The organism is Ancylobacter gelatini (assembly GCF_022601675.1).
Classification (GTDB): Bacteria; Pseudomonadota; Alphaproteobacteria; order Rhizobiales; family Xanthobacteraceae; genus Ancylobacter; species Ancylobacter gelatini.
Map to the genome: position 1 here is coordinate 142111 of NZ_JAKVIL010000010.1, position 25296 is coordinate 167406.

25 protein-coding genes are annotated in these 25296 nt (G+C 67.8%); 12 read left to right on the forward strand and 13 right to left on the reverse strand.

Annotated elements, in window-relative coordinates:
• Nucleotides 1-16: 16 nt before the first annotated feature.
• The 6 genes from MKI84_RS16865 to MKI84_RS16890 all read left to right on the forward strand — a co-directional run bounded on the left by MKI84_RS16865 (nt 17) and on the right by MKI84_RS16890 (nt 8560).
• Entirely contained in the window at nt 17-1939 is a 1923-nt protein-coding gene (locus MKI84_RS16865; protein WP_241621406.1) for an extracellular solute-binding protein, read from the forward strand.
• A 20-nt stretch (nt 1940-1959) separates the two neighbouring features.
• Entirely contained in the window at nt 1960-3849 is a 1890-nt protein-coding gene (locus tag MKI84_RS16870; RefSeq protein ID WP_241621407.1) for an extracellular solute-binding protein, read from the forward strand.
• 144 nt (nt 3850-3993) lie between these two features.
• A complete protein-coding gene (locus MKI84_RS16875) occupies nt 3994-5100 on the forward strand; it encodes a microcin C ABC transporter permease YejB (RefSeq protein WP_241621408.1) in 1107 nt (368 codons plus the stop codon).
• A gap of 1 nt (nt 5101) precedes the next feature.
• Complete coding sequence (locus MKI84_RS16880) at nt 5102-6268, forward strand: ABC transporter permease (RefSeq protein WP_241621409.1); 1167 nt, start codon at nt 5102-5104, stop codon at nt 6266-6268.
• Complete coding sequence (locus MKI84_RS16885) at nt 6265-7896, forward strand: ABC transporter ATP-binding protein (protein WP_241621410.1); 1632 nt, start codon at nt 6265-6267, stop codon at nt 7894-7896. Before MKI84_RS16880 ends, MKI84_RS16885 begins: the two co-directional genes overlap by 4 nt.
• Before the next feature lie 4 nt (nt 7897-7900).
• The gene (locus tag MKI84_RS16890) at nt 7901-8560 is read left to right on the forward strand and encodes an NUDIX domain-containing protein (RefSeq protein ID WP_241621411.1); all 660 of its coding nucleotides are present in this window, start codon (nt 7901-7903) and stop codon (nt 8558-8560) included.
• 7 nt (nt 8561-8567) lie between these two features.
• Here MKI84_RS16890 and MKI84_RS16895 read toward each other — a convergent pair whose 3' ends face one another.
• The 8 genes from MKI84_RS16895 to MKI84_RS16930 all read right to left on the reverse strand — a co-directional run bounded on the left by MKI84_RS16895 (nt 8568) and on the right by MKI84_RS16930 (nt 14995).
• Nucleotides 8568-9419: a C40 family peptidase gene (locus tag MKI84_RS16895; RefSeq protein ID WP_241621412.1), complete on the reverse strand. Its 852-nt coding sequence runs from the start codon at nt 9417-9419 to the stop codon at nt 8568-8570.
• Between the two features lie 9 nt (nt 9420-9428).
• On the reverse strand, nt 9429-9779 hold the full coding sequence (locus MKI84_RS16900) for a MarR family transcriptional regulator (protein WP_241621413.1): 351 nt from the start codon (nt 9777-9779) through the stop codon (nt 9429-9431).
• Nucleotides 9780-9892: 113 nt separating this feature from the next.
• Entirely contained in the window at nt 9893-11269 is a 1377-nt protein-coding gene (locus MKI84_RS16905; RefSeq protein WP_241621414.1) for a leucyl aminopeptidase family protein, read from the reverse strand.
• Between the two features lie 40 nt (nt 11270-11309).
• A complete protein-coding gene (locus MKI84_RS16910) occupies nt 11310-11900 on the reverse strand; it encodes a histidine phosphatase family protein (RefSeq protein WP_241621415.1) in 591 nt (196 codons plus the stop codon).
• Entirely contained in the window at nt 11897-12508 is a 612-nt protein-coding gene (locus MKI84_RS16915; RefSeq protein WP_241621416.1) for a hypothetical protein, read from the reverse strand. The genes MKI84_RS16910 and MKI84_RS16915 overlap by 4 nt, the downstream gene beginning before the upstream one ends.
• A gap of 42 nt (nt 12509-12550) precedes the next feature.
• Nucleotides 12551-13366: an enoyl-ACP reductase FabI gene (gene fabI, locus MKI84_RS16920; protein WP_241621417.1), complete on the reverse strand. Its 816-nt coding sequence runs from the start codon at nt 13364-13366 to the stop codon at nt 12551-12553.
• Between the two features lie 138 nt (nt 13367-13504).
• On the reverse strand, nt 13505-14476 hold the full coding sequence (locus MKI84_RS16925) for a DnaJ C-terminal domain-containing protein (protein ID WP_241621418.1): 972 nt from the start codon (nt 14474-14476) through the stop codon (nt 13505-13507).
• A gap of 108 nt (nt 14477-14584) precedes the next feature.
• Nucleotides 14585-14995, reverse strand: a complete 411-nt coding sequence (locus MKI84_RS16930; RefSeq protein WP_241621419.1) for an RT0821/Lpp0805 family surface protein — start codon at nt 14993-14995, stop codon at nt 14585-14587.
• A 120-nt stretch (nt 14996-15115) separates the two neighbouring features.
• Between MKI84_RS16930 and pdxH the strand changes: the two genes are divergently transcribed.
• Complete coding sequence (pdxH, locus tag MKI84_RS16935) at nt 15116-15739, forward strand: pyridoxamine 5'-phosphate oxidase (protein WP_241621420.1); 624 nt, start codon at nt 15116-15118, stop codon at nt 15737-15739.
• Nucleotides 15740-15753: 14 nt separating this feature from the next.
• Nucleotides 15754-16503 (forward strand): SDR family NAD(P)-dependent oxidoreductase, encoded by a 750-nt coding sequence (locus MKI84_RS16940; protein WP_241621421.1) that lies wholly within the window; start codon nt 15754-15756, stop codon nt 16501-16503.
• Between the two features lie 14 nt (nt 16504-16517).
• Here the strand turns inward: MKI84_RS16940 and MKI84_RS16945 are convergent, their stop codons facing one another.
• Both MKI84_RS16945 and MKI84_RS16950 read right to left on the reverse strand, forming a co-directional pair.
• The gene (locus tag MKI84_RS16945) at nt 16518-17495 is read right to left on the reverse strand and encodes a magnesium transporter CorA family protein (RefSeq protein WP_241621422.1); all 978 of its coding nucleotides are present in this window, start codon (nt 17493-17495) and stop codon (nt 16518-16520) included.
• A 208-nt stretch (nt 17496-17703) separates the two neighbouring features.
• A complete protein-coding gene (locus MKI84_RS16950; RefSeq protein ID WP_241621423.1) occupies nt 17704-17934 on the reverse strand; it encodes a hypothetical protein in 231 nt (76 codons plus the stop codon).
• A gap of 282 nt (nt 17935-18216) precedes the next feature.
• Here MKI84_RS16950 and MKI84_RS16955 point away from each other — a divergent pair, with 282 nt between their 5' ends.
• Nucleotides 18217-18819, forward strand: coding sequence for a L,D-transpeptidase (locus tag MKI84_RS16955; protein WP_241621424.1), 603 nt, complete (start codon nt 18217-18219; stop codon nt 18817-18819).
• 144 nt (nt 18820-18963) lie between these two features.
• Here MKI84_RS16955 and MKI84_RS16960 read toward each other — a convergent pair whose 3' ends face one another.
• Together MKI84_RS16960 and MKI84_RS16965 are read right to left on the reverse strand one after the other, a co-directional pair.
• On the reverse strand, nt 18964-20346 hold the full coding sequence (locus tag MKI84_RS16960; protein WP_241621425.1) for an aminotransferase: 1383 nt from the start codon (nt 20344-20346) through the stop codon (nt 18964-18966).
• Between the two features lie 89 nt (nt 20347-20435).
• Nucleotides 20436-21800 carry an extensin family protein gene (locus MKI84_RS16965; RefSeq protein ID WP_241621426.1) on the reverse strand — a complete coding sequence of 455 codons (1365 nt, stop codon included), beginning with the start codon at nt 21798-21800 and terminating at the stop codon, nt 20436-20438.
• 45 nt (nt 21801-21845) lie between these two features.
• Here MKI84_RS16965 and MKI84_RS16970 point away from each other — a divergent pair, with 45 nt between their 5' ends.
• Both MKI84_RS16970 and MKI84_RS16975 read left to right on the forward strand, forming a co-directional pair.
• Nucleotides 21846-22553, forward strand: coding sequence for an HAD family hydrolase (locus MKI84_RS16970; RefSeq protein ID WP_241621427.1), 708 nt, complete (start codon nt 21846-21848; stop codon nt 22551-22553).
• 12 nt (nt 22554-22565) lie between these two features.
• Nucleotides 22566-23351 (forward strand): DUF1499 domain-containing protein, encoded by a 786-nt coding sequence (locus MKI84_RS16975; RefSeq protein WP_241621428.1) that lies wholly within the window; start codon nt 22566-22568, stop codon nt 23349-23351.
• Between the two features lie 6 nt (nt 23352-23357).
• Here the strand turns inward: MKI84_RS16975 and MKI84_RS16980 are convergent, their stop codons facing one another.
• Nucleotides 23358-24269: an MBL fold metallo-hydrolase gene (locus MKI84_RS16980; RefSeq protein ID WP_241621429.1), complete on the reverse strand. Its 912-nt coding sequence runs from the start codon at nt 24267-24269 to the stop codon at nt 23358-23360.
• A 223-nt stretch (nt 24270-24492) separates the two neighbouring features.
• Here MKI84_RS16980 and MKI84_RS16985 point away from each other — a divergent pair, with 223 nt between their 5' ends.
• Nucleotides 24493-25107: a carbonic anhydrase gene (locus MKI84_RS16985; protein WP_241621430.1), complete on the forward strand. Its 615-nt coding sequence runs from the start codon at nt 24493-24495 to the stop codon at nt 25105-25107.
• Nucleotides 25108-25296: the final 189 nt, after the last annotated feature.

Here is a 25296-nt window from a genome sequence, read left to right on the forward strand (position 1 = left end):
GAAGGAAAAGTGCCGCATGAGCCTCCGCCCGCGCCGACTGCCCACCGCTCTGCTCATTGATCCGCCCGCCACCGCCCGACGTCGCACGGCGCTGCTCAGCACGGCGCTGCTCGGCCTCGCCTTGCTGGCCCCGCCCGCCTTCGCGCAGGAGACGCCCGCGCCGGAAGCGGCGCCGCAATGGCGCCATGGCGTCTCGCTGATGGGCGAGCCGAAATACCCGGCCGACTTCAAGCATTTCGACTACGTGAATCCGAACGCGCCCAAGGAAGGGCTGGTGCGGCTCTCCGCCAGCGGCACCTTCGATTCGCTCAACGACATCATCACGCGCGGCACCCCGGCGGCCGGCCTGCAGCTGATATACGACACGCTGATGGCCCCGGCCGGCGACGAGGTGGCGACCGAATACGGCCTGCTGGCGGAAGCGGTGAGCTATCCGGCGGACTTCTCTTCCGTCACCTATCGCCTGCGCCCGGAGGCCAAATGGCATGACGGCCAGCCGGTGACGCCCGACGATGTGGTGTTCTCGTTCGAGGCGCTGACCAAGAACAACCCCCGCCAGGCCTACTACTACAGCCACGTCAAATCCGCGGAGAAGACCGGCGAGCGCGAGGTCACCTTCACCTTCGATCAGGCGGGAAATCGCGAGCTGCCGCAGATCGTCGGCCAGATGCGCGTGCTGCCCAAGCACTGGTGGACCGGCACCGATGCCAGCGGCAAACCGCGCGACATCGGCCAGGGCACGCTGGAAATCCCGCTCGGCTCCGGTCCCTACAAGGTGAAGCAGGTGAGCCCCGGCCGCTCGATCTCGTTCGAGCTGGCCGATGATTACTGGGGAAAGAATCTGCCGGTGAATATCGGCACCAATAATTTCCGCGAGCAGCGTTACGAGTATTTCCGCGACAGCACGGTCGAACTGGAGGCGTTCAAGGGCGACCAGTACGACTTCAACATCGAGACCTCCGCCAAGGACTGGGCCACCGCCTATAATTTCCCGGCGGTGAAGGAAGGCCGCGTGGTGCTGGAGGAGTTTCCGGTCCGCAATTCCGGCTCGATGCAGGCCTTCATCCCCAATCTGCGCCGCGACAAGTTCCAGGATCAGCGGGTCCGCCGGGCGCTGAACCTCGCGCTCGATTTCGACGGCATGAACCGCACGCTGTTCTTCGGCCAGTACAAGCGCACGTCGAGCTATTTCCAGAATACCGAGCTTGCCTCCTCGGAGCTGCCCCAGGGCAAAGAGCTGGAAATCCTGGAAAGCGTGAAGGACAAGGTGCCGCCGAGCGTGTTCACCACGCCTTACGCCAACCCGGAAGGCTGGAGCGAGGGCCTTCGCCGGGGCAATCTGCGCGAGGCGGCCAAGCTGCTGCGCGAGGCCGGCTATGAGGTGAAGGGCGGCAAGCTGCTGAACGCCAAGGGCGAGCCCCTCACCATCGAGATCCTGCTGGCGAACCCCGCCTTCGAGCGCGTGGCGCTGTTCTACAAGCCCTCGCTGGAACGGCTCGGCATCACGCTGAATGTGCGCCAGGTCGACACCTCGCAATATATCAACCGCCTGCGCGCCCGCGACTTCGACATGATCATCTCCGGCTGGGGCCAGTCGCTCTCGCCGGGCAATGAGCAACGTGACTTCTGGGGCTCGGAAGCCGCCGACCGCGAGGGCTCGTCGAACTATGCCGGCATCAAGGATCCCGGCATCGACGCGCTGATCGAGAAGGTGATCTACGCCAAGGACCGCGAGGAGCTGGTGGCCGCCACCCGCGCGCTCGACCGGGTGCTGCTGGCCCATGATTACGTGGTTCCGACCTGGAACTACCCGAACGTCCGCACCGCGCGCTGGAACCGGTTCGCGCATCCCGAGAAGTTGCCGGACTATTCCTTCTCCTTCCCGGACATCTGGTGGTGGGACGCCGCGCTCGCCGCCAAGACCGGGGGCGCCAAGTGAAAGGGCGTAATGTGTGGGCGATGCGGCCGCCTGCCCTGAACCGCCGCCAGCTTCTCGCCCTCAGTGCCTCGCTTGGAACCGGTGCGGCGCTCGCGCTCTCCGGGGCGGGCCGCGCGCTCGCCCAGCCGGCACCGGCAATGGGCCCCGAGACGCACGGCCTGTCGGCCTTCGGCGACCTGAAATACCCCCCGGATTTCCTGAGCTTCGATTATGTCGAGGCGGACGCTCCCAAGGGCGGCAGCTTCTCGCAGATCGGCTCCACCGCCGCGTACAACCAGTCGTTCAATACCTTCAACTCGCTGAACGGCTACATTCTCAAGGGCGACGGCGCGCAGGGCCTCGACCTGATCTTCGACAGCCTGATGAGCCGGGCGCTGGACGAGCCGGACGCGGTGTACGGGCTGGTGGCCAGGGCGGTGTCGGTCTCGGCCGACGGCACGCTCTACCGCTTCCGCCTGCGCCCCGAGGCGCGTTTCCATGACGGCAGCCCCCTCACCAGCGCGGACGTGGTGTTCTCGCTGCTGATGCTGAAGCTCAAGGGGCACCCGATCATCGCGCAGAACCTGCGCGATGTGACCAGCGTCTCCGCCGATGGCGACGATGTGGTGGCGGTGCGTTTCGCTGCCAAACGGGCGCGCGACGTGCCGCTGGTCGTGGCCACGCTGCCGATCTTCTCCAAGGCCTATTACACGGCCAAGCCGTTCGACGAGAGCTCGCTGGAGCCACCGCTCGGCTCGGGTCCCTACCGGATCGGCCGCTTCGAGCCGGGCCGCTACATCGAATATGAGCGCGTCGCCGATTATTGGGGCCGCGACCTGCCGGTGAATGTCGGCATCAATAATTTCGACCGCCAGCGCTTCGAATATTTCCGCGACCGCGAGGTCGGGTTCGAGGCGTTCAAGGCGCGCGCCTATCTGTTCCGCGAGGAGTTCACCTCCCGCACCTGGGCGACCGGCTACGATTTCCCGGCGCTGCGCGAGGGCAAGGTGAAGCAGGAGATCCTGCCGGACGACAACCCCTCCGGTGCGCAGGGCTGGTTCCTCAATCTGCGCCGCCCGCAATTTTCCGATCCGCGCGTGCGCGAGGCGCTGTCCTATGCCTTCGATTTCGAGTGGACCAACAAGAACCTGATGTTCGACGCCTATAAGCGCACCACCTCGTTCTTCGAGAATTCCGACCTCAAGGCCGAGGGACCCGCCGGTCCCGACGAGATCGCGCTGATGGAGAGCCTCGGCTCCCGGCTCAAGCCCGGCGACATCGAGGTGATGAAGGCCGAGCCGTGGTCGCCGCCGGTCTCCGATGGCTCCGGCCAGGACCGGACGCTGCTGCGCAAGGCGACTCAGCTTCTGCGCGAGGCCGGCTGGAGCATCAAGGACGGCGCCCTTGTCGACGCCAAGGGCAATGGCTTCTCCATCGAGTTCCTCGACGACGAGGGGTCGCTGGAGCGCCACACCTCGCCCTTCATCAAGAATTTGAAGCTGCTGGGCATCGCCGCGAACTTCCGGCTGGTCGACGCCCCGCAATATCAACGCCGGCTCAACAGCTTCGACTTCGACGCCACGGTGCGCCGCTTCTCGGTCTCCACCGTGCCGGGGGAATCGCTGCGCAATTTCTTCGGCTCGCGCGCCGCCGCCATGGCCGGCTCCAACAACCTTTCCGGCATCGCCGATCCGGTGGTGGACCTGCTGATCGAACAGGTCATCGCCGCCGATACCCGCGACAAGCTGAAGACCGCCTGCAAGCTGCTGGACCGGCGATTGCGGGCGGGGCGCTATTGGGTGCCGCAATGGTATTCCGGCGCGCACCGCATCGCCTATTGGGACGTGTTCGAGCGTCCCAAGGCCGAGCGGCCGACCTATGCCCGCGCCATTCCCGAAACCTGGTGGGCCAAGGGCGACCAGCAGGGATAAGCCGCAACCTGAACGGACGTTAAGTTGACGGCGCCCCCCGCGCCCGCCACTTTGAAAATCACGCTCGAACTCTGCGCAGCAGAGAGATTTCAGGCGGCCGGGTAGCCCCACCCGGCCGGGAACTTCCCAGGGAAGCGCGCCCGCATGCTCGCCTACATCGCCCGACGCATCGCGCTGATGATCCCGACCATCATCGGCATCATGCTCATCTCCTTCATCGTGGTGCAGTTCGCGCCCGGTGGGCCGGTGGAACGGGTCATCGCCCAAATCACCGGCGAGGGCACCGACGCCACCGCGCGCATCACCGGCGGCGGCGGCGATTTCGGTGCGGCCCAGCAGGGCGGCTCCGGCGGCGATGTCTCCTCCTCGAAATATCGCGGCGCGCAGGGCCTCGACCCGGCCTTCATCAAGGAACTGGAGAAGCAGTTCGGCTTCGACAAGCCGGCCTATGAGCGCTTCGCGCTGATGATGTGGAACTACGCCCGTTTCGATTTCGGGCGCTCCTATTTCCGCGACATCTCGGTGCTGGACCTCATCGGCGAGAAGATGACGGTGTCGATCTCGCTCGGCTTGTGGATGATGCTGATCACCTACGCGATCTCGGTCCCGCTCGGCATCGCCAAAGCCGTGCGCGACGGCTCGCGCTTCGATGTCTGGACCTCGGCGGTGATCATCGTGGGCTATGCGATCCCGAGCTTTCTGTTCGCCATCCTGCTCATCATCCTGTTCGCCGGCGGCTCATTCTTCTCCTGGTTCCCGCTGCGTGGCCTGACCTCCGACAATTGGGACCAGCTCTCGCTCACGGGGAAGATCCTCGATTATTTCTGGCATCTGGCCTTGCCGATCATCTCCATGGTGCTGGGCGCCTTCGCCACCATGGCGCTTTTGACCAAGAACTCGTTCCTGGACGAAATCCGCAAGCAATATGTCGTCACCGCGCGGATGAAGGGGCTATCCGAGCGGGCGGTGCTGTATCGCCATGTGTTCCGCAACGCGATGCTGATCATCATCGCCGGCTTTCCCGGCGCGTTTGTCGCCGCCTTCTTCTCCGGCTCGCTGCTGATCGAGACCATCTTCTCGCTGGACGGGCTCGGCCTGCTCGGCTTCGAGAGCGTGCTCAACCGCGACTATCCCGTGGTGTTCGCCAATCTCTACATCTTCTCTCTGGTCGGCCTCGTGGTGAACCTCATCTCCGATCTCACCTATACCTGGGTCGATCCGCGCATCGACTTCGAGACGCGGGATGTCTGACATGGCGTCCGCTCCCGCTGCCCCCGCCGCCAGCACCAGCGTGCTCGCCCCCGGCGCGCGCATCTCGCCGATCAACCGGCGCCGGCTCGCCAATTTCAAGCGCAACCGGCGCGGCTGGTGGAGCTTCTGGATCTTCTCGGTGCTGTTCCTCGCCAGCCTTGGCGCCGAGTTCATCGCCAACGACAAGCCGTTCCTCGTCGCCTATGACGGCGCCTATTATTTCCCGGCGGTGAAGGCCTATCCCGAGACCACATTCGGCGGCGATTTCGAGACCGAGGCGGATTATCGCGACCCCTATCTGAAGAAGCTGATCGAGGACAAGGGCGGCTGGATCGTCTGGCCGCCGATCCGCTACAGCTACTCGACCCACAATCTCGACCTGCCGACCCCCGCCCCCTCCCCGCCGACCTGGATGCTGTCCGACGAGCAATGCCGCCCGGTGGCGGAGCGGCTGCACGGGGCGGAAGGCGCGGCGCGCGGCTGCGCGGCGCTGGAGTGGAACTGGCTCGGCACCGACGACCAGGGCCGCGACGTGCTGGCCCGGCTGATCTACGGCTTCCGCATCTCGGTGCTGTTTGGCCTGACGCTGACCGTGATCTCCTCGATCATCGGCGTGCTGGCCGGCGCCATCCAGGGCTATTACGGCGGCTGGACCGACCTGATCTTCCAGCGCTTCATCGAAATCTGGACCGCAATCCCCGCGCTCTACCTGCTGCTGATCATCTCCTCGATCCTCGCTCCCTCGTTCTGGGTGCTGCTCGGCATATTGCTGCTGTTCTCCTGGGTGGCGCTGGTCGGGCTGGTGCGCGCCGAATTCCTGCGGGCGCGCAATTTCGAATATGTGCAGGCCGCCCGCGCGCTCGGCGTCTCCAACGGCGTGATCATGTGGCGGCACATGCTGCCCAACGCGATGGTGGCGACGCTGACCATGCTGCCCTTCATCGTCTCCTCCTCGGTGATGACGCTCACCGCGCTGGACTTCCTCGGCTTCGGCCTGCCGCCCGGCTCGCCCTCGCTCGGCGAATTGCTGGCGCAGGGCAAGGCCAATGTGCAGGCGCCCTGGCTCGGCCTCACCGGCTTCTTCACTGTCGCCTTCATGCTGAGCCTGCTGATCTTCATCGGCGAAGCGGTGCGCGACGCCTTCGACCCGCGGAAGACCTTTACGTGACCGACACCCCTCTCCTCTCCGTCCAGGACCTCTCCGTCGCCTTCACGCAAGGCGAACGCGTCACGCTCGCGGTGGATCATGTCTCGTTCGAGTTGAAGCGCGGGCAGACGCTGGCGCTGGTCGGCGAGAGCGGGTCCGGCAAGTCGGTCACCGCGCTGTCCATCCTGAAGCTGCTGCAATATCCTGCAGCCTCGCATCCCTCCGGGCGCATCCTGTTCAAGGGCGAGGACCTGCTCGCCATGGACGAGCGGCAGATCCGCAAGGTGCGCGGCAACGACATCACCATGGTGTTCCAGGAGCCGATGAGCTCGCTGAACCCGCTGCACACGGTCGAGCAGCAGATCGCCGAAATCCTCGGCCTGCATCGCGGCACGCGGGGTCAGGCCGCGCGGGCACGGGTGATCGAGCTGCTCACCGAGGTCGGCATTCCCAATCCCGAGAGCCGGCTCGGCTCCTATCCGCACCAGCTTTCCGGCGGCCAGCGCCAGCGTGTGATGATCGCCATGGCGCTGGCCAATGAGCCGCAACTGCTGATCGCCGACGAGCCCACCACCGCGCTCGACGTGACGGTGCAGGCGCAGATCCTCGCGCTGCTCAAGGAACTCCAGGCTCGGCTCGGCATGGCCATCCTGTTCATCACCCATGACCTCGGCATCGTGCGCAAGATCGCGGACCATGTGTGCGTGATGAACCATGGGCGCATCGTCGAGGCCGCGCCGGTGGCGGAGATCTTCGCCAGCCCGCAGCATTCCTATACGCGCGAACTGATCGCCGCCCAGCCCAAGGGCAACCCGGCCGCCCCGCATCCGGAAGCGCCGGTGGTGCTGCAGGCACGCGACCTGAAGGTCTGGTTCCCGATCAAGGCGGGGCTGATGCGCAAGACCGTCGGGCACATCAAGGCGGTCGACGGGGTGAGCGTGGAGATCCGCCAGGGCGAGACGCTTGGCGTGGTCGGCGAGAGCGGATCGGGCAAGACCACGCTCGGCCTCGCTCTGCTGCGCCTCATCTCCAGCGAGGGGCCGATCGTGTTCCTCGGCCAGAGCGTCGACACGCTCGGCTTCAAGGAGATGCGCCAGCACCGCCACCGGATGCAGATCGTGTTCCAGGACCCGTTCGGCTCGCTCTCCCCGCGCATGTCGGTGGCCGACATCATCGGCGAGGGGCTGCTGGTGCACCAGCCGGCGCTCTCTGAAGCCGAGCGCGACGCCAAGGTGGTCGCCGCGCTGACCGATGTCGGGCTGGAGCCTGAGGCACGTCACCGCTACCCGCACGAATTTTCCGGCGGCCAGCGCCAGCGCGTCGCCATTGCCCGCGCCATCGTGCTGGAGCCCTCCTTCCTCGTGCTGGACGAGCCGACCAGCGCGCTGGACATGATCGTGCAGGCGCAAATCGTCGATCTGCTGCGCGATCTCCAGCAGCGGCGTGGCCTCACCTATCTGTTCATCAGCCATGATTTGCGCGTGGTCGCCGCGCTGGCATCGCGGCTGATGGTGATGAAGGGTGGGGTCATGGTCGAGGAAGGCCCGGCGGCGCAGATGTTCGCGCAGCCGAAGACCGACTATACCCGCGCCTTGTTCGCGGCCGCCTTCGATCTCGATACGGCCGAGGGCGCCGTGGCCCCGGAGTGACCCGATGACCGATGCCGCATCCTCCCGGCCCGAGAGCCCGCTGCGCGATCTGGCGGTGCCGGTCGAGTTGTCGCCAATCACGAACATCGAGGGCGACGGCTTCCGGCCCTATCACCGCGTGGTGGCGACGCTGGTCGGGGCCGGCGGCGCGCCGCTGGTGCAGCCGCGCGACATCTTGCGCGTCGGCCCCTGCATCGCCGCGCTCGGCTATGATCCGGCAGCGGAGTGCCTGGTGCTGATCCACCAGTTTCGCGTCGCCGGCCATCTCGCCACCGGGAAGGGCGAATTGGTCGAGCTGGTCGCCGGCCGCGTTGAGCCGGGCGAGAGTGCGGAACACGCCGCCGCGCGCGAATGCGTGGAAGAAATCGGCGTGCCGGCGCAGGCGCTCACCCCGATCATGGCGTTCATGCCCTCGCCGGGCGTGACCGACGAATATGTCACGCTGTTCCTCGCCCTCATCGATTCCACCGCGCTCCCGAGCGAAGCCGGGGAGCCTAGCGAAGCCGAATATACCCGCCCCTTCACCGTGCCCGTAGACGAGGCGCTGGCCCTGCTCGACGCGCCGCCGCCGGGGCCGTTCATCAACGTGTTCGTGCGCACCGCGCTGCAATGGGTGGCCCTGAACCGGGCGAAGATGGCGGCCTTCGCGGCCGAGAATCGCTAAGGGGCGCTCAGCCCAGCCGGCGGATGCTGCGCACCGGCGCGCTGGTCGCCTCGATGCGCACCAGCGCCGAGCGCAGCGGCTCGCGCACCACCGACATGAAATGCGCGGTTGCATGCAAGAGCGTACCGCCATCCTCGATGATGGCGACATGGCCGGGCCAGAACACCAGGTCGCCACGCCGCAGCCGCGTGATGTCGCCGGCAAAGTCGAGCGCCGTGCCGAGCGCCTTTTCCTGCATGTCGCTGTCGCGCGGGCAGGCGATGCCCGTCGCCTGCAGCGCGACCTGCACCAGTCCGGAGCAGTCCAGCCCGAGGCTGGAGCGCCCGCCCCACAGATAGGCGGCGCCGAGGAAGCGCGAGGCCACCTCGACATAATCGTCCTCGCGCGCCTCGACCGGCACCAGATGGCGGGCGAAGAGGAAGCCGCCATCGTCGGTGACGAGGAACTTGCCCTCAGTGCGCACGACGGTGACGCGGCTCGCGAAGGACAGCAGTTCGCGCGGGGGCAGCTTGATACTCGGGCCGGGAAAGACCGGGGCGCGCAGCGCCGCGACCTTATGAGTCGGCGTGGCGGAGGCCGGCCCCAGAGCCTCGGCCGGCAGCCAGCCGACATAGCCGTCGGCCTCGATCTGGCCCCAGGCCCAGCCCTCCACCGTGGTCTCGTAAACCATCACCGTCTCGCCATGCAGCACCTGCGTGGTGAGCGGCGCGTCCGGCGACGGCTCGCGCGTCACCGGGGCCGCGGCGCGCACCACGCGGTGGCGCCCCCCCTCGACGAAGCGCTCGGCCTCGACCGCGCCTTTCAGATGCGCCGCGGCAAGGTCCGGGCGGGCGGGCGTCAGGCGGGGATCAGGCGTCATGACGGTGTCTCACCGGGGCAGGCTGCGGGCGGTGGCGACCACGAGATCGCCGAGCCGCTCCAGATAGAGCGCGCCTTCCACCGTACGCTGAATGATGACATTTCGCCGGTCCGCTTCGTCGCGCCGGCGCGAGACCAGCCCGAGCTGGCCCATCGTGTCGAGCGCGCGGGTGATCACCGGCTTGGTCACGCCGAGCCGGGCGGCGAGCCCACGCACCGTGTGCGGCGGCGCCTCCAGATAGACGCTGAGCAGGATGGCGAGCTGGCGCGGCGACAGGTCGGGCGCGTCGTCGCGCACCTGCGCGAGCGACAGCTCGTGAAGCAGCCGCAACGCCTGTGACGCGCGCATCTCGACGGCCATGGGCCCGCACCCGGTTGGAGCCGTAATCGTTACGGTGACGAATTGGTCCGACTATGACCGCACCCGGGCTACAAAATGGTTAACGCACGCACTGCGGCGAGCGGGCGGCCCGTTCAGCCGTAGCGTTCCGCGAGCAGCGCGTCGAGCGCGCGGATGGTCTGGGCCTCGCCGCCTTCCGGCCGCGCCGGGCGCGAGGACGGGTTCCAGCCATAGACGTCGAGATGCAGCCACGATGTCGCCCGCGTCACGAAGCGCTGCAGGAACAGCGCGGCGGTGACGGCGCCGGCGAAGCCCGAGCCGGGTGCGTTGTTGAGATCGGCGATCGGGCTGTCGAGCATCGACATATAGGGCTGCCACAGCGGCAGGCGCCACAGCGGGTCGGACTCGGCCGCCGCGTGGCGGGCAAGGTCGGCGGCGAGCGTCTCGTCGTCGGTGAAGGCCGGCGGCAATTGTGGGCCGAGCGCCACGCGCGCGGCGCCGGTCAGCGTGGCGAAGTCGACCAGCAGTTCGGGCGCCTCCTCGTCGGCCAGCGCCAGCGCGTCGGCAAGGATAAGACGGCCCTCGGCATCGGTATTGCCGATCTCGACGGTGAGTCCCTTGCGGGAGGGGAAAATATCGCCGGGACGGAAGGCGGTGCCATCGATCGCGTTCTCGACGGCGGGAATGATCAACCGCAGCCGCACCGGCAGCGCGCGCGCCATGACCATCTCGGCGAGCGCGATGGCATTGGCCGCCCCGCCCATGTCCTTCTTCATGATCAGCATGCCGCTGGGTGGCTTGATGTCGAGCCCGCCCGTGTCGAAGGCGACCCCCTTGCCGACCAGCGTCACCTTCGGCGCCGCCGGGTCGCCCCAGCTCATATCGATCAGGCGCGGCGCGCGCGGGCTGGCGCGGCCCACGGCATGAATCAGTGGGAAATTGGCGGCGAGCAGGTCGTCGCCGACGGTCACCGCGACATCGGCCCCATGCCGGGCGGCGAGCGCACGCACGGCGTGCTCGATTTCCGCCGGGCCGAGATCGTTGGCCGGCGTGTTGATCAGGTCGCGCGCCAGCGCCACCGCGTCGGCGATGCGGGCCAGGTCCTCGGCATCGACGCCGGCCGGCACCACGAGGCGCGGCCGGTTGCCCGAGCGCACGCGGTAGCGCTCGAAGCGATAGGTTCCGAGCAGGAAGCCCAGCACGGCGAGGCGCGGATTTGCCGGCGGCAAGGCGAGGTGATAGTCGCCGGCCGGCAAGGAGGTGGCCAGCTTTCCGAAGACGAGCGGATCGCGCGGGGCGTCCTCCACACCGAACAGCACGCCGGCAATGGCGCCGTCCGGGCCCGGCAGCACGATGAGCCCACCCGGCTCGGCGCGGAAGCCCGACGCCTCGGCGAAGGCCATGGCGGAGGCGGGCAGATCCGGTGCCGCCGCACGCCAGTTCTGCGGGGTCACGCACCAGATGGGGCGGGAATTCTCAGCCTGCGCGGCTTCGATCAGTCGGTCAGCCATCGTCGCATAATCCTCGTCCCGGCCGCGCAGCCGTTCGTCTTCAGGCCATGGTGAGCTCGAAAGCCCCATTCTCGATCAGGTAGACCGCGCCCTGGCGCACCGGCAGTTCCACCGCCTCTTTCGGCGGCATGCCGGCGAGCATATGGAGAACGGCCCGCACCACGCCGCCATGGCTGACCACCACCGCGTCCTGGTCGAGACTGCCCAGCGCCGCCTTCACCCGCTCGCACAGCATGACGTAGCTTTCGCCGCCGGGGGGGATGTAGTTCCACGGGTCGGCATCGCGCAGCGCCAGCGTGACCGGATCGCGGCGGCGCAGTTCCGACCAGCTATGGCCTTCCCAGCGGCCGAAATTGATTTCCTGGAGCCGGGGCTCGCGACGGAAATCGTCCGGCGGCAGGCCGAGTTCGGCGCGCAGGATCTGCATGGTCTGCGCGGCGCGCGAGAGCGGGCTCGCCACATAAAGCAGCGGCAGCGCGCCCCTGCTCAGGCGGTCGATCACCCGCGCGGTGTCGGCCGCCTGTTCGCGTCCGAGGTCGTTGAGCGGAATATCCTGCCCGCCCTGAAGGCGGCCGGCGAGGTTCCAGTCGGTTTCACCATGGCGGACCAGGAAAATACGGCGCGTGGTCATCGGGTCGGAATGGCCACGGTTTGGGTGTAGGACCGGCCCGGCGGCGGATAGGAGACACGCACCCGCACGCTCCCGACGCCCGCGGGAACCGGGCCGGACGTGAACAGCCGCGCGCCGCGCACATGGCGGCCGACGCATTGCGTGGTGCCGGCATTGATGCCGGTGGCCGTGAAATTACCGATGTCGGTGGTGAAGGTCACGCCGGGCGGCGGGGACAGCACCTGAAGCGTCGGCACCTGGCCCCATTGGCACAGCCGGTCGACCGAGCCGGCCGCGAACACCAGCCGGCCGACGCCGCCGCCGGTCATATAGGAGGCATTGCCGCGCCGGTTGTTGGTGGGCGGGCTGACATAGCCGGGGAACACCGCGCCGCCCGTGCCGAACAAACGGTTCCAGATCGAATATTGCTGGAAGCTCGGCGGCGTGCCGCTATCCTGGTCCGGACTGCCGGGCGTGGTGTTGCCGGGCAGTCCGCTGCCCGGAGGCGGCCCGATGGTGATCGCGGGCACCTGCGCGCCGGCCGGGCCGGCCACGCCGGCAAGCAGGGCGGCGGCGGCCAGGGCGGCGACCGGAAGGCGTCTCGACAGGAAACCCGCAAGCTTGGTCATCGGCACGATACTCCGCTCAATTCGGGCAGGACCCGCGGGACGTCAGTCGCGTTCCAGCGTCAGGTCGGGGGCGTCGGGGTTCTTCATCCCGACGATGTGGTAGCCGGCATCGACATGGTGGATTTCGCCGGTGACCGCCTGGCCGAGATCGGACAGCAGATACATGCCGGTATTGCCCACCTCGTCGATGGTCACGGTCCGGCGCAACGGCGCATTGAGCTCGTTCCACTTCAGGATGTAGCGGAAATCGCCGATGCCGGAGGCGGCCAGCGTCTTGATCGGGCCGGCGGAAATGGCGTTGACGCGGATGTTCTTCGGGCCGAGGTCGGCCGCCATGTAGCGCACGCTCGCCTCCAGCGCGGCCTTGGCGACGCCCATGACGTTGTAGTGCGGCATCCACTTCTCGGCGCCGTAATAGGTCAGCGTCAGCATCGAGCCGCCATTGGTCATCAGCTTCTCGGCGCGCTGGGCGACGGCGGTGAAGCTGTAGCAGGAGATCAGCATGGTCTTGCTGAAATTGTCCGCCGTGGTGTCGACATAGCGCCCGTCGAGCTCGTTCTTGTCCGAGAAGGCGATGGCATGGACCAGAAAGTCCAGCCCGCCGAGCTGGCGCTCGGTCTCGGCGAACACCGCGTCGATGGTTGCCGGATCGGTCACGTCGCAATGGCCGACGATCTTGGCATCCAACTCGTTGGCCAGCGGCTCGACCCGCTTCCTGAGCGGTTCGCCCTGATAGGTGAAGGCGAGCTCCGCCCCCTGCGCGCGGACAGCCTTGGCAATGCCCCAGGCGATGGAGCGGTTATTGGCCACTCCCATCACCAAGCCGCGCTTGCCATTCATCAATCCGCCCGCTGTCATGCCCTGACCCAACCTCAAGCTCCGTCACAATCGCCGCCTCGACGGCGGTCAAAGGTTCCTATCGCACAGTGGCATGAACCTCTCAAGCGAGCGGCGTGCATTGCGGGATCACGGAAGATGTCAGTGTCGCGGCGCTTGTCACGCGCCGGGCTCCTGCCGCTTCCGCATCAGGGCCTCCAGCTCCGCGTCCGGCGTCTCGGGAAGCAGGATGCGAACGGTCGCGAGCAGATCGCCATGGCCGCCTTCGGCCTTGGGTAGCCCTTTGCCGCGCAGACGGAAGGTGCGGCCGGAATTGGTCCAGGCCGGCACGGTGAGCTCGACCGAGCCCCCAAGGGTGGGCACGCGAAGCTTGCCGCCCGTGACGGCGGTCGCCAGCGGCAGCCCGACATCGGATCGGAGGTCGTTGCCCTCGACGCGGAAATCGCGGTGCGGGGCATAGGCGACAATCACATAGGCATCGCCCGGGGCGCCGCCGAAGGCGCTGGGCTCACCCTGCCCCTTGAGCCGCATGCGGTGGCCTTCCGCGACGCCGGCGGGGATCTTCACCTCCACCACGCGCCCGCTGGGCAGCGCCACCGTCACCGGCCCGCCCTCGACCACCTTGTCGAGCGGCACCGGGACGGACATCTCGATATCGGCGCCGCGCGGGGTCTGGCCCCGGGCACGCCCGCGGCTGCGCCCGCCGCCAAGGCCACCGAGAATGTCGGAAATCACGTCGTCAAACCCGCCGGCATCATGCGGGCCGTGGCCCGATCGACGCATGCCCTCCGGGCCGAAGGAGAAGCTCTCGAAAATGCTCTCGTCGCCGGCATGGCGGAAGCCGCCGCGCCCGAAGCCGCCGCCCTGCCCGCCGAATCCGCCGCCGGGATAGCCCTCGAAACCGCGCGGCTTGCCCTCGCCGTCGATCTCGCCGCGATCGAACTGGCCGCGCTTTTCGGGATCGGACAGGATCTCGTGCGCTCCGTTCAGCTCGGCGAATTTCTCCTGCGCCTTCGGATCGTCCTTATTGGCGTCCGGGTGCAGCTTCTTCGCAAGCTTGCGATACGCGCGCTTGATTTCGGCCGGGTCGGCGCCTCGCTGAACGCCGAGAATTTCATAAGGGTCACGCATGTTTCGACATCTCGTCCGGCGGTTCCGGGCTCACGCGCCTCATGTGGGAAGGGTGTTGCGCGGATGCAACGGTCGCCGGGCGGTTCATCGCGTCGCCCCTGCGCATTTTCAGCTGCGCTCGAGCAGCCGGGCTTCCTTCACCCGCCACCAGCCGCGCTCGGTGCGGCAGACCTCGCCCTGCAGCCAGTTCGCTTCGGAACTGCGCACGAAGCTCATCAGGAATTCGCGGCAGCCTCCGGCCTTGGCCTGGGTCGGGCCGAGCGGGGTCACGGTGCCGCGCGTGGCGGTGGACAGATTCTCCCATGGCACGCTCGGCGCGGTCGATTCATCCCGGAACGCTTCGGCGAGGGCGACGCGCGCGGCGGTCCAGTCGTCGGGGGCCACGCCCGCCGGCACCGGCTCGCTCTCATAGGCAGCGGCGCGGTCCGTGGAAATCGAGCCGGTGGTCACCACGTCCAGCGGCGGCGCCGCCGAGCAGCCGGCCGCCAAAAGGCCAAGGCCGAGCGCCGCGAGCGCCAATGGCGTTTGCCGCGATGCGGGCTTATATGGGGACGTGTGCGTCGCACCGCCCGCCCCCGTCGTCGATCGCAGCCCTTGGGAATTGCACATGGGTGTGGTCCAGCCACTGAAGAAGTCGCCATGGAAGCGCAGGAAGAGTTAAGATCCGGTGATTTTACCGCCGCCTCAGAACCGTTCCGGCTGTTCGAGGAATGGCTTGGCGAGGCGAAGGCGCGTGAGATCAACGATGCCAACGCCATGGCGCTGGCCACCGTCGACGCCGATGGTCTTCCCGATGTCCGCATGGTGCTGCTGAATGCGCGCGACGAGCGCGGATTCGTGTTCTTCACCAATGTCGGCAGCGCCAAGGGCCAGGAACTGACGGCCAATCCCAAGGCGGCCGTGGTGTTCCACTGGAAGTCGCTGCGCCGGCAGGTACGGGTGCGCGGTCCGATCGAACAGGTCACCGATGCCGAGGCCGACGCCTATTACGCCACGCGCCCGCGGCTCTCGCAGATCGGCGCCTGGGCCAGCCAGCAGTCCCGCCCGCTGGAGGGGCGGTTCGCGCTGGAGGCCGCGGTGGCGAGCTATACCGCGAAATTCGGGTTCGGCACCGTGCCGCGCCCCGACTTCTGGACCGGATTCCGCATCCGCCCGGTGCAGATCGAATTCTGGCAGGACGGCCAGTTCCGCCTGCATGACCGCATCGTGTTCCGGCGCGAGCCCGACGGCACGTCCTGGACCAAGACCCGCCTTTACCCGTGAGCGAAGTGAACACCATGACCAAGGCTTCAAACCAGCCGCGCCGCATCATGCTGCTGACCGGCGCCTCGCGCGGGATCGGGCACGCCACCGTCAAGCGGTTCTCCGCCGCCGGCTGGCGCGTCATCACCTGCTCGCGCCACGCCTTTCCCGAGAACTGCCCCTGGGAGATGGGGCCGGAAGACCATATTCAGGTCGACCTTTCCGACTCGGCCGACACGATGCGCGCGGTCGAGGAAATCAAGAGCCGCCTGCCGGACGGCGAATTGCATGCGCTGGTGAACAATGCCGGCATCTCGCCCAAGGGCACGGGCGGCGCGCGTCTCGGCACCATCGACACGCCCGAGGAAACCTGGCACCGCGTGTTCCAGGTGAACTTCTTCGCGCCGGTGCTGCTGGCGCGCGGTCTGCTGGAGGAATTGCGCCGCACCCATGGCGCGGTGGTCAACGTGACCTCGATCGCCGGCTCGCGCGTGCATCCCTTCGCCGGGGCGGCCTATGCCACGTCAAAGGCGGCCCTGGCCGGGCTGACGCGCGAAATGGCGGCGGATTTCGGCCCGCTCGGCGTCCGGGTCAATGCGATCGCGCCGGGCGAGATCGACACCTCGATCCTGTCTCCGGGCACGGAGAAGATCGTGGAGCAGATCCCGATGCAGCGCCTCGGCACGCCCGACGAGGTGGCCAAGATCATCTATGTGCTGTGCACCGAGACCTCATCCTACCTGAACGGCGCCGAGATCCACATCAATGGGGGCCAGCACGTCTGAGCGCACCGGGGCGCTCAGAGCCAGCGCTTCCACTTGAACAGCAGGTAGGGGACGATCGCCGCCACCATCATCGCGACCAGCGCGGCCGGATAGCCCCACCGTTCGTCCAGCTCCGGCATGTGCTCGAAGTTCATGCCGTAGATCGAGGCGATCAGGGTCGGCGGCATCAGCACCACGGAGAGCACGGCGAAGATCTTGATGATGTTGTTCTGCTCGATCGACACCATGCCGAGCGTGGCGTCGAGCAGGAACGTCACCTTGTCGCCGAGATAGCTCACATGATTGTTGAGCGAGGCGATGTCGCGCTGCTGGCTCTTGATCATGACCCGCTGGTCCTTCGAGAAATGGCGCACGCCGTTTTCTGCCGCGAGGAAGGTGGCCAGCCGGCCCATGGACACGAGGCTCTCGCGCACCTGCGAGGCCAGGGTGGCGCGGGCGCCGATCATCCGCAGCAGGATGCGGTAGCGCTGGCTGCCGCCGGCGCTGGCCTCGTCGCGCTCGAAGACCCGGTGCGAAACGCCCTCGATCTCGGCGGAGAGGCGCTCGATGATGTCGGCGGCGCGATCGACGATGGCGTCGAGCAGTTCCAGCATGAGCTGTTCGCCGGAATAGCCCGGGGGGCATGACTTGCCCAGCCGGCTTTCGGTCATGCTGAACGGGCGCGACTGGGCGTAGCGCACCGTCGTCAGCCGGCCGCCGGACAGGATGAAACTCACCTCCGACAGGCGCGGGTGCTCGGTTTCGCTGTTGCAGACGACGGAGCCGGTCATGTAGCTCGCCCCGCCCTCGACGCGCAGGCGGCTCGACGGCTCGATCTCCACCATTTCCTCACGCGTCGGGATGGCGATGCCGAGCGCCGCCTCGACGCGCTGGTCCTCGTCGGGGGTAGGCTCGAACAGGTCGATCCACACCGCGTCGTCGGGCAGCGCGCTGTCCGGGGTGAGGCTGACGCGCTGGAGCGCGCCGCCGCGCGGGCAATAGGCCGTGATCATCCGCACCTCTTTCGTCCGCGGGGCGCCACATCGGCGCGCCGCCGGCGCCTGTGCGACAATGCGCGGGCACCGGTTAACGCCGAATGAGGCGCGGCTGGAAGCCGCCGCGCCATCCGGCCGCAGCGAGGCTCACGCCGTCCTGTGGGACGCCGCTCGGCACGATCGCTTGTCTGGGGGGTGCTCCGCCTGCGGGGCGGGGATCGCCGGCTCAGGCCGCGAAGAATTCGATGTCCCGAAGGGTTACGACCTTGGGCGGGGTGTCGTCCACGTTCAGGGTCGGCACGGCCGGCGGCGGGGTCGTCGCAACGGTCTTGTTGGCGGCATAGCGGGCGGCAGCGGCCACCGCGGAAATGCCGATCTCACGCCAGTGCACGCTCTGTTGCGCGCGCTCCCAGCGCTCGCTACGGGGCTCGATCTCCCCGGACTCCTCGGTAGACATGTCCTTTACTCCCGTTTCGTGCCGCCATGAGGGGGCAATTGATGAATTGGGCGGCAACTGCGTCAAAAATATGCAATATTCGGCGCGCCGATAAGACCGTTTCCAAAAAGCCGGCTATACTTTTGCTGCTTCCCTTACGGCTGATGTTTTTTGGCAACATCTTGGAGCGACAAACACGTGGCGACGATGTGGCCCCTTCAAGACAGACCTCAGTTCAGTTAATCGAACAGGGACAGCGGCGGCCGTCTTCGGCAGCGCCGGATATGATTCGGAGAATCAAAAATGCGTTTTCGCGGGGTTGGGGCGGTCGTCCTGGCGCTTTTACTTGGGGCGTGCAGCAATGTGCAGCGTGCGCCGGCCCCTGAGGCTTCTTTGACTCCCCGCGACAAGAAGCTGCTTGCTAACGCGCCGTATCAGAAGGTGCAGCCGCTGGAGATCTACCAGCGCTCCATCGTCGATTACGCCGGCACGCAGAAGCCGGGCACCATCGTCGTCGATACCGACAAGAAGTATCTCTATCTGGTCGAGGGCAACGGCAAGGCCATCCGCTACGGTGTTACCGTCGGCGAAGAGGGTCTGGCGTTCCGCGGCGAGGCCAAGGTCGGCCGCAAGGCGGAATGGCCCACCTGGACCCCCACCCCCGAGATCAAGCAGCGCATCGCCGGCGTGCCGAATTTCGTCGGTCCCGGCCCGCATAACCCGATGGGTGCGCGCGCGCTCTATCTCTACCAGGGCAACAAGGACACGCTGTTCCGCATTCACGGCACCAACCAGCCGGAATATATCGGTCAGGCGATTTCCTCCGGCTGCATCCGCATGCTGAACGAGGACGTGATCGACCTGTATTCCCGCGTGCCGCAGGGCGCCGAGGTCGTGGTGCTCTGAGCCGCGCGGCTCGCACCTGACAATGAAAAAAGGGCGCTGCCTCGGCAGCGCCCTTTTTGTTTGTCCGAAACGCTCGGTGCCGCTCGCCGCAGGCTCCCTCCCGGCCGGCCCGCAGGCCGGGCCGGGCGTGCGCCGGCAGCGGGCTCAGGCCGCCAGCAGGTTCTGCTGGGTCGCCCAGTCCAGCGTGCGGTCGAGCGCGCGGGTGAGGCGGTCGAACAATTCGTCGATCTCGGCCGGCGAAATCACCAGCGGCGGGCAGATCGTCACCGCATCGCCGAACACGTTGCGCACGATCAACCCCTCGGCCTGCGCGAAGGCGACCACCTTGGCGGCAAGACCCAGCTTGGGGTCGAACTGGCGCTTGGTCTTCTTGTCGGCCACGATCTCGATGCCGGCGACCAGCCCCTTGCGGCGTGCCTCGCCCACCAGCGGATGATCCTCCAGCGCCGCGCAGCGGGCCTCGAACTGCGGGATCTTGGCGCGTACGCGCTCGAAGATGTTCTCGCGCTCGTAGATTTCCAGCGTCTTCAGCGCCACCGCCGCCGCCACCGGATGGCCGGAATAGGTGAAGCCGTGGCCGAAATTGCCGCGCTCGGCGCTTTCGCTGGCGACGGCCTGATACATCGCTTCCGGGATCATCACCGCGCCGATCGGCTGGTAGGCCGAGGACAGCGCCTTGGCGACCGACATCGAATCCGGCTTCATCTCCATGGCTTCCGAGCCGAAGGCGGTGCCGAGCCGGCCGAAACCGGTGATGACCTCGTCGCCGATGAAGAACACGTCGTACTTCTTCAGCACGTCCTGAATCTTGGGATAATAGCTCTTCGGCGGCACGATCACGCCGCCCGCGCCCATCACCGGCTCGGCGATGAAGGCGGCGACCGTCTCCGGCCCTTCCGCGAGGATCAGCGCTTCCAGATCGGCGGCGAGGCGGGTGGCGAAATCCTCCTCGGTCTCGCCGGGCTCGGCGAGGCGGTAATGGTGCGGCGAGGTGGTGTGGCGAATGCCCGCGATCGGCAGGTCGAAGCTGTTGTGATTGCCGGCGAGGCCGGTCAGCGAGGCCGAGGCGATGGTCACGCCGTGATAGCCGCGCATGCGGGCGATGATCTTCTTCTTGTTCGGCCGGCCCAGCGCATTGTTCATGTACCAGACGAGCTTCATCTGGGTGTCGTTGGCCTCCGAGCCCGAGCAGGTGAAGAACACCTTGGAGATCGGCACCGGGGCCATCTCCTTCAGCTTCTCGGCGAGCTCGATCGCCGGATCGTGGCTCTTGCCGCCGAAAATATGGGTGAAGGGCAGCTTGCGCATCTGGGTGGATGCGGCCTCGACCAGCTCTTCATTGCCATAGCCCAGCGCGGTGCACCACAGGCCGGCCATGCCTTCGAGATAGGGCTTGCCGTCGACATCGTGGACCCAGACGCCTTGTCCGCGCTCCAGGATGAGCGGCCCGGTCTCGCGGATCGCCACGAGATTCGTGTAGGGGTGGATAAGCGTCTCGACATCGCGAGTCTGCAAATTGGTCAGCATGGGCCGTCACTCCGAAGGTAAGCCGCCGCCACACTAGTGCGCGGCGGCCTTCCCCGGAAGCGCGCCCTTGGTCTGAGCGCGGCATATCTTCACGGCGCGGGCTTCGGATCCGGTTTGGCTTCTGGTTTGGCCTCCGCCTTGTCCGCCGGCGCGATCGCCCATTGGCACAGCACCGCGCCGCTGCGCCGGGTCGCGCGGTCTACATGCAGGTGCTCCTCGTGATAGCCGTCTGAGCCGGGGCCGAGAATGGTGGTGAAGCCGGCGCAGGCGCTGGCCTTCAGCTTCTCCTGGAAAGCGCGCGGCATCGCCTTGTCGCCCTTGCCGCCGATGTCGATCTGCCGTCCGTCCTCCAGAACATAGCCGCCGGTATCGAGCGCGTTGCCGCGTCCGTGCTCGCTGATCTTGGCCCCTGCCACACGGTTGCGCGGGCGGCACTGCTGCGAGCCCGCGACCTTCACGCTCTTGAGCTTCGAGCCGAGCGTGGCGACCAGCGGGTCCACCTCGTCGCGCATCCACACCGCCACCGCCGCCGCCATCTCGCAGCGCAGCAGCGCAGCGGGCTCCAGCTTCACCATACGGCCGTCCTTCATGCGCACCGCACTGAGCGTCACGCCCCGGTCGACCGTGCAGGCCAGCTGGGTGGTGGTGACATCCTGCGTGGAGAAGGTGCCGAGATCCTCATTGGAGAGTTCCGGGCAGATGGTGGGGATCAGCGCCTTCTGCGGCGGCGCGGGCGGGGTGGCCGGGGCCTCGTCGCCCGCCGCCGGAGCCATCGCGGGGGCCGTCGCCGGGGCCGGGAGCGCGGCGACCTTCACCTCGTCCGGCAGGGCTGGCCGGCTCGGGGGCAGCGGCACGCCACGCCCCTCATTGCGCGCGCTCGCCGGCGGCGCGGGAGGCGGCGGGTTCTCCGAGCGCGCCTCGGCCGCCGGGACCGGAGGCGCGAGCGGCACCGGCGGGGCGACCGCCGTCTCGATCGGCCCGGCTTTGGCAGAGCTGGCGGCGGCGGGGTTGGCGTCCGCAGGCTTGGGGTCCGCAGGCTTGGGGTCCGCAGGCTTGTTGTCGGTCGACGCAGCGGCGACGGGCGGCGGGGCGGCGCGATTTTCCGGCGCGGGGGCCACGGAAGGCGTCGCAGCTGGCGTCGCGAGTTCCTGCGGCCGACGCGGAGGCAGCGGCACCTGTTCCGGGCGGGCCGCGGTCTCTCGAACAGTGGTCTTGCGGGCGTTACGGGTGGCGCGACGCGGCGGCGCCACGCCGAACCATTCGCCGAGCTGCCGGTCGACCGAAGACCCGGCGGCATCGATGGTTGATTTCAGATCCTCGCTCTGCGCATGCGCCGGCACCGCAATGCCCGCAACCACGCCAACAAGGCACAGCGCCGCAAGGCGCGGCAGCCGGCGCGGGTGTCGGGGCGAATGCGGCGCCGTCTGGCGCCATGGGAGGCCGTGGTTTTTCATGATATCAGGCGCTTCCTCATGTCGTCACACGCAGGTTCACCCGACTTGAACGTTCCACACGCCATTCTGTTCGACAAGGACGGTACGCTTGTCGATTTCGACCGCACCTGGGGACCGGCGGCCGGGGCCGCGATGGCCCGGCTGGCGGGGCCGGACGAAGCGGCGCTGCGGCGCCTTCACGCGGTCAGCCACTACCTGCCGGAACGCCGGCTGTTCCTGCAAAGCTCGCCGCTGATCGCCGGCTCCTCGCGCGATTACGGCCCGCTCTGGGCGCAGATACTGGGCGTCGAGCCGGACGAGGCCTTCCTCGGCGAGATCGACCGGCTGTTCATCGAGGAAGGCCGGCGCTTCCTGACGCCGATCGGCGACCCGGCGCGCGCGATCGCGCGGTTCCATGCCGCCGGCCTGCCCATCGGCATCGCCACCAATGACGCGGAAGAGAACGGGCGCATCCAGGCCGAGCTGCTCGGCATCGGCGGCATGCTGCAGGCGGTCTATGGCTATGATTCGGGTTATGGCGCCAAGCCCAAGCCCGGCATGGTCGAGGCCTTCGCCCGGTTGACCGGCCTTGCGCCCTCGGCCATCGCGCTGGTGGGCGACACGAAGCACGATCTCGACACCGCGCGCGCGGCCGGTGCCATCGCCATTCTGGTGCGCTGTGGCCCGGGGCCGATCGATGACTTCGCCGATGAGGCCGATCTTGTGGTGGACGGGATCGAGGATCTCGCCGACCTTCTGTTCGCGACGGTGTGAGGCGGGGGCGCGATGATCCGCAGGCGGCTTTATGTCGAGGAGCGTGTGTCGAGGCTCGCCATATGGAGCCTGCGCACCGCTGTTTTCGCCCTGCCGGTGACCGCGATCGCCATCGGGCTCTACGCCCTGGGCACGCTTGATTTCCGAAGCGCGGTCTATGCGGTGCTCGCGGGCGTGGCGGTGTCCGGCCTTGCGCTGCTGCTGGCGCTGGCCGGCTTCGTGGTGATCTGGAACGAGGGCCTGCGCGGGCTCAGCCGTGTCATCGCCGCCGCCGCCCTCGCTTTGGCGCTTATCGCGCCGACGGCGACGCTCGCCGGGCTCAGCACCGGCCTGCCCGCGCTGCACGACATCACCACCGACACCGAGGATCCCCCGGTCTTCGCCACCTTGAACGCGGCGCGCTCGCGGCACGCCAATGCGCTGGACTATCCCGGCGCGGTGGCCGCCGCCGAGCAGGAGGACGCCTATCCCGAAATCAAGCCGATCGATTTCGACAACCCGCCGGACGAGGTCTACAACGCCGCCCTGTCGCTGGTGACCCGGCGCAAGTGGACGGTGGTGGACGCCGCCCCGCCGCGCGGCGCCCAGCGCGAGGGCCGGATCGAGGCCACGACGCGCGGCCTGCCCTTCGGCCTGCGCGACGACGTGGTGATCCGCATCCGCCGCACCGACCAGGGCACGCGGGTCGACATGCGTTCGGTGACGCGCAACAGCGACCGGGATTTCGGCTCCAATGCCCGGCGCATCGACGCGCTGCTGTCCGACCTTTCAGCGATGCAGGGCCGGCGCCGGCGCTGACGGCGCTCAGCCCAGCGCGTAGGTGCCGGCGTAGGTCACGGGCGGCTCCGTCACCACCGCGCCGCGCGCCACCAGATCCTCCAGATGCGCCAGCGTCGACAGGCCCGCCGCCTTGTTCAGCCGCGGGTCGAGCCCGATATAGATCGCCCGCACGATGTCGGGGATCGTCATCGGCCCGCGCTCCAGCGCCCGCAATATCGCGGTCTCGCGGGAATGGCGATGGCGGATGAAGCGCTCGACGAAGGCCGGGCCGTTGCGCACCGGGCCGCCATGGCCGGGCAGATAGAGCGTCTCCGGCCGCTCCCGCATGCGCTCCAGCGAACGCATATAGTCGCTCATCGAGCCGTCGGGTGGGGCGACGATGGTGGTGGACCAGCCCATCACATGGTCGCCCACCAGAATGAGTCCGGACGCCTCCATGACGAAAGCCATGTGGTTGGCGGTGTGCCCCGGCGTCGCCAGCGCGGTGACGCTCCAGTTCCCGCCATCGACGCGGGCGCCATCGGCCAGCGCGACATCGGGGCGGAAATCATGATCGGCCGCGGCGTCCAGCGCGTTGACCTCGCCGTCATGCAGCGGGCGCGCCGCCCGGTGCGGGCCCTCGGCATAGACCGGGGCACCCGTTGCCGCGCGCAGCGCCTCCAGCGCGCCGGCATGATCGCGATGGGTATGGGTCAAGAGGATATGGCTGACGCGCTCGCCCTCGACCGCCGCCAGCAGCGCACCGACATGGGCGGGATCGTCCGGGCCGGGATCGACGATCGCGACCTCGCCGGTGCCGATGATGTAGCTGCAGGTGCCGGTGAAGGTGAACGGGCCGGGATTGGGCGCCAGCACGCGCCGCACCCCCGGCGCCACGGGATCGACCGCACCGGGCACGGCCTCGAACCGGCGCTCGAACAGGACGTCGTCAGCCATGCCGGACCTTCCGCGTTGCCATCGCGCCCGCAATAGCGCGGCAGCGGGCGGCCGTCGAGGTGCGGCCAAGTTGCCCGCCCCGTCGCCGGATTGTCGCAAAGCTCGGCCGGGAAGCGGCCAGGGTCTTGCAAAGCCGCCTCACTCAGGGCCAATTCTGCGCCAGCGGCCGGATGGCGGCGTGCAGGCGCCTCCCGCCCGGCCGGCTCGACACGATGAGGGAAGCATGGACGATCTGCTCGATGGCTACCGCCGGTTCCGCAACACGTCATGGCCGGAGCGCAAGGCGCTGTTCGAGAAGCTGGCGCTGAAGGGCCAGAGCCCGCAGACGCTGGTCATCGCCTGTTCCGACAGCCGGGTCGACCCGACCATGATCTTCGATGTCGGGCCGGGCGAATTGTTCGTGGTGCGCAACGTCGCCAATCTGGTGCCGCCCTACAGCGTGCCGGACCACACCCATCACGGCACCAGCGCGGCCATCGAGTTCGCGGTGCGTGTGCTTCAGGTGTCGAGCATCGTGGTGCTGGGCCACGCGCTGTGCGGCGGCGCGCGGGCGCTGCTGGACGGCGCCCCGGACGCGGCGCCGGACTTTCTGCAGGACTGGATCAACATCGCCGCCCCGGCGAGCGGCATTGCGCGCCAGCTCAGCGACGATCCGGTCGAGCAGCGCCGCGTCGTGGAGGAGCAGTGCGTGAAGCTGTCGCTGAAAAATCTCGAAACCTTTCCCTGGGTCAAGGAAAGGGTCGATGACGGCCGGCTGCAACTGCACGGCGCCTATTTCGCGGTGGCGACCGGTGTGCTGGAACGCCTGCGCACCGACGGCACGTTCGGCCCGGCGTGAGCTTCCATCCGCCGACGTTCACCGCCGGCGACGGCGCATGGTATAGTTTATAATCAGCCGGAGACCGCGCCGGAGTGCGGCGGAGGGCACCCGCAACGTCGACACAAGATGGACCAGAAGGCACAACTATATTATAGCAAAGCAGATTCGCACATTAAAAGTATAATCGATATTATTTAATATAATTTT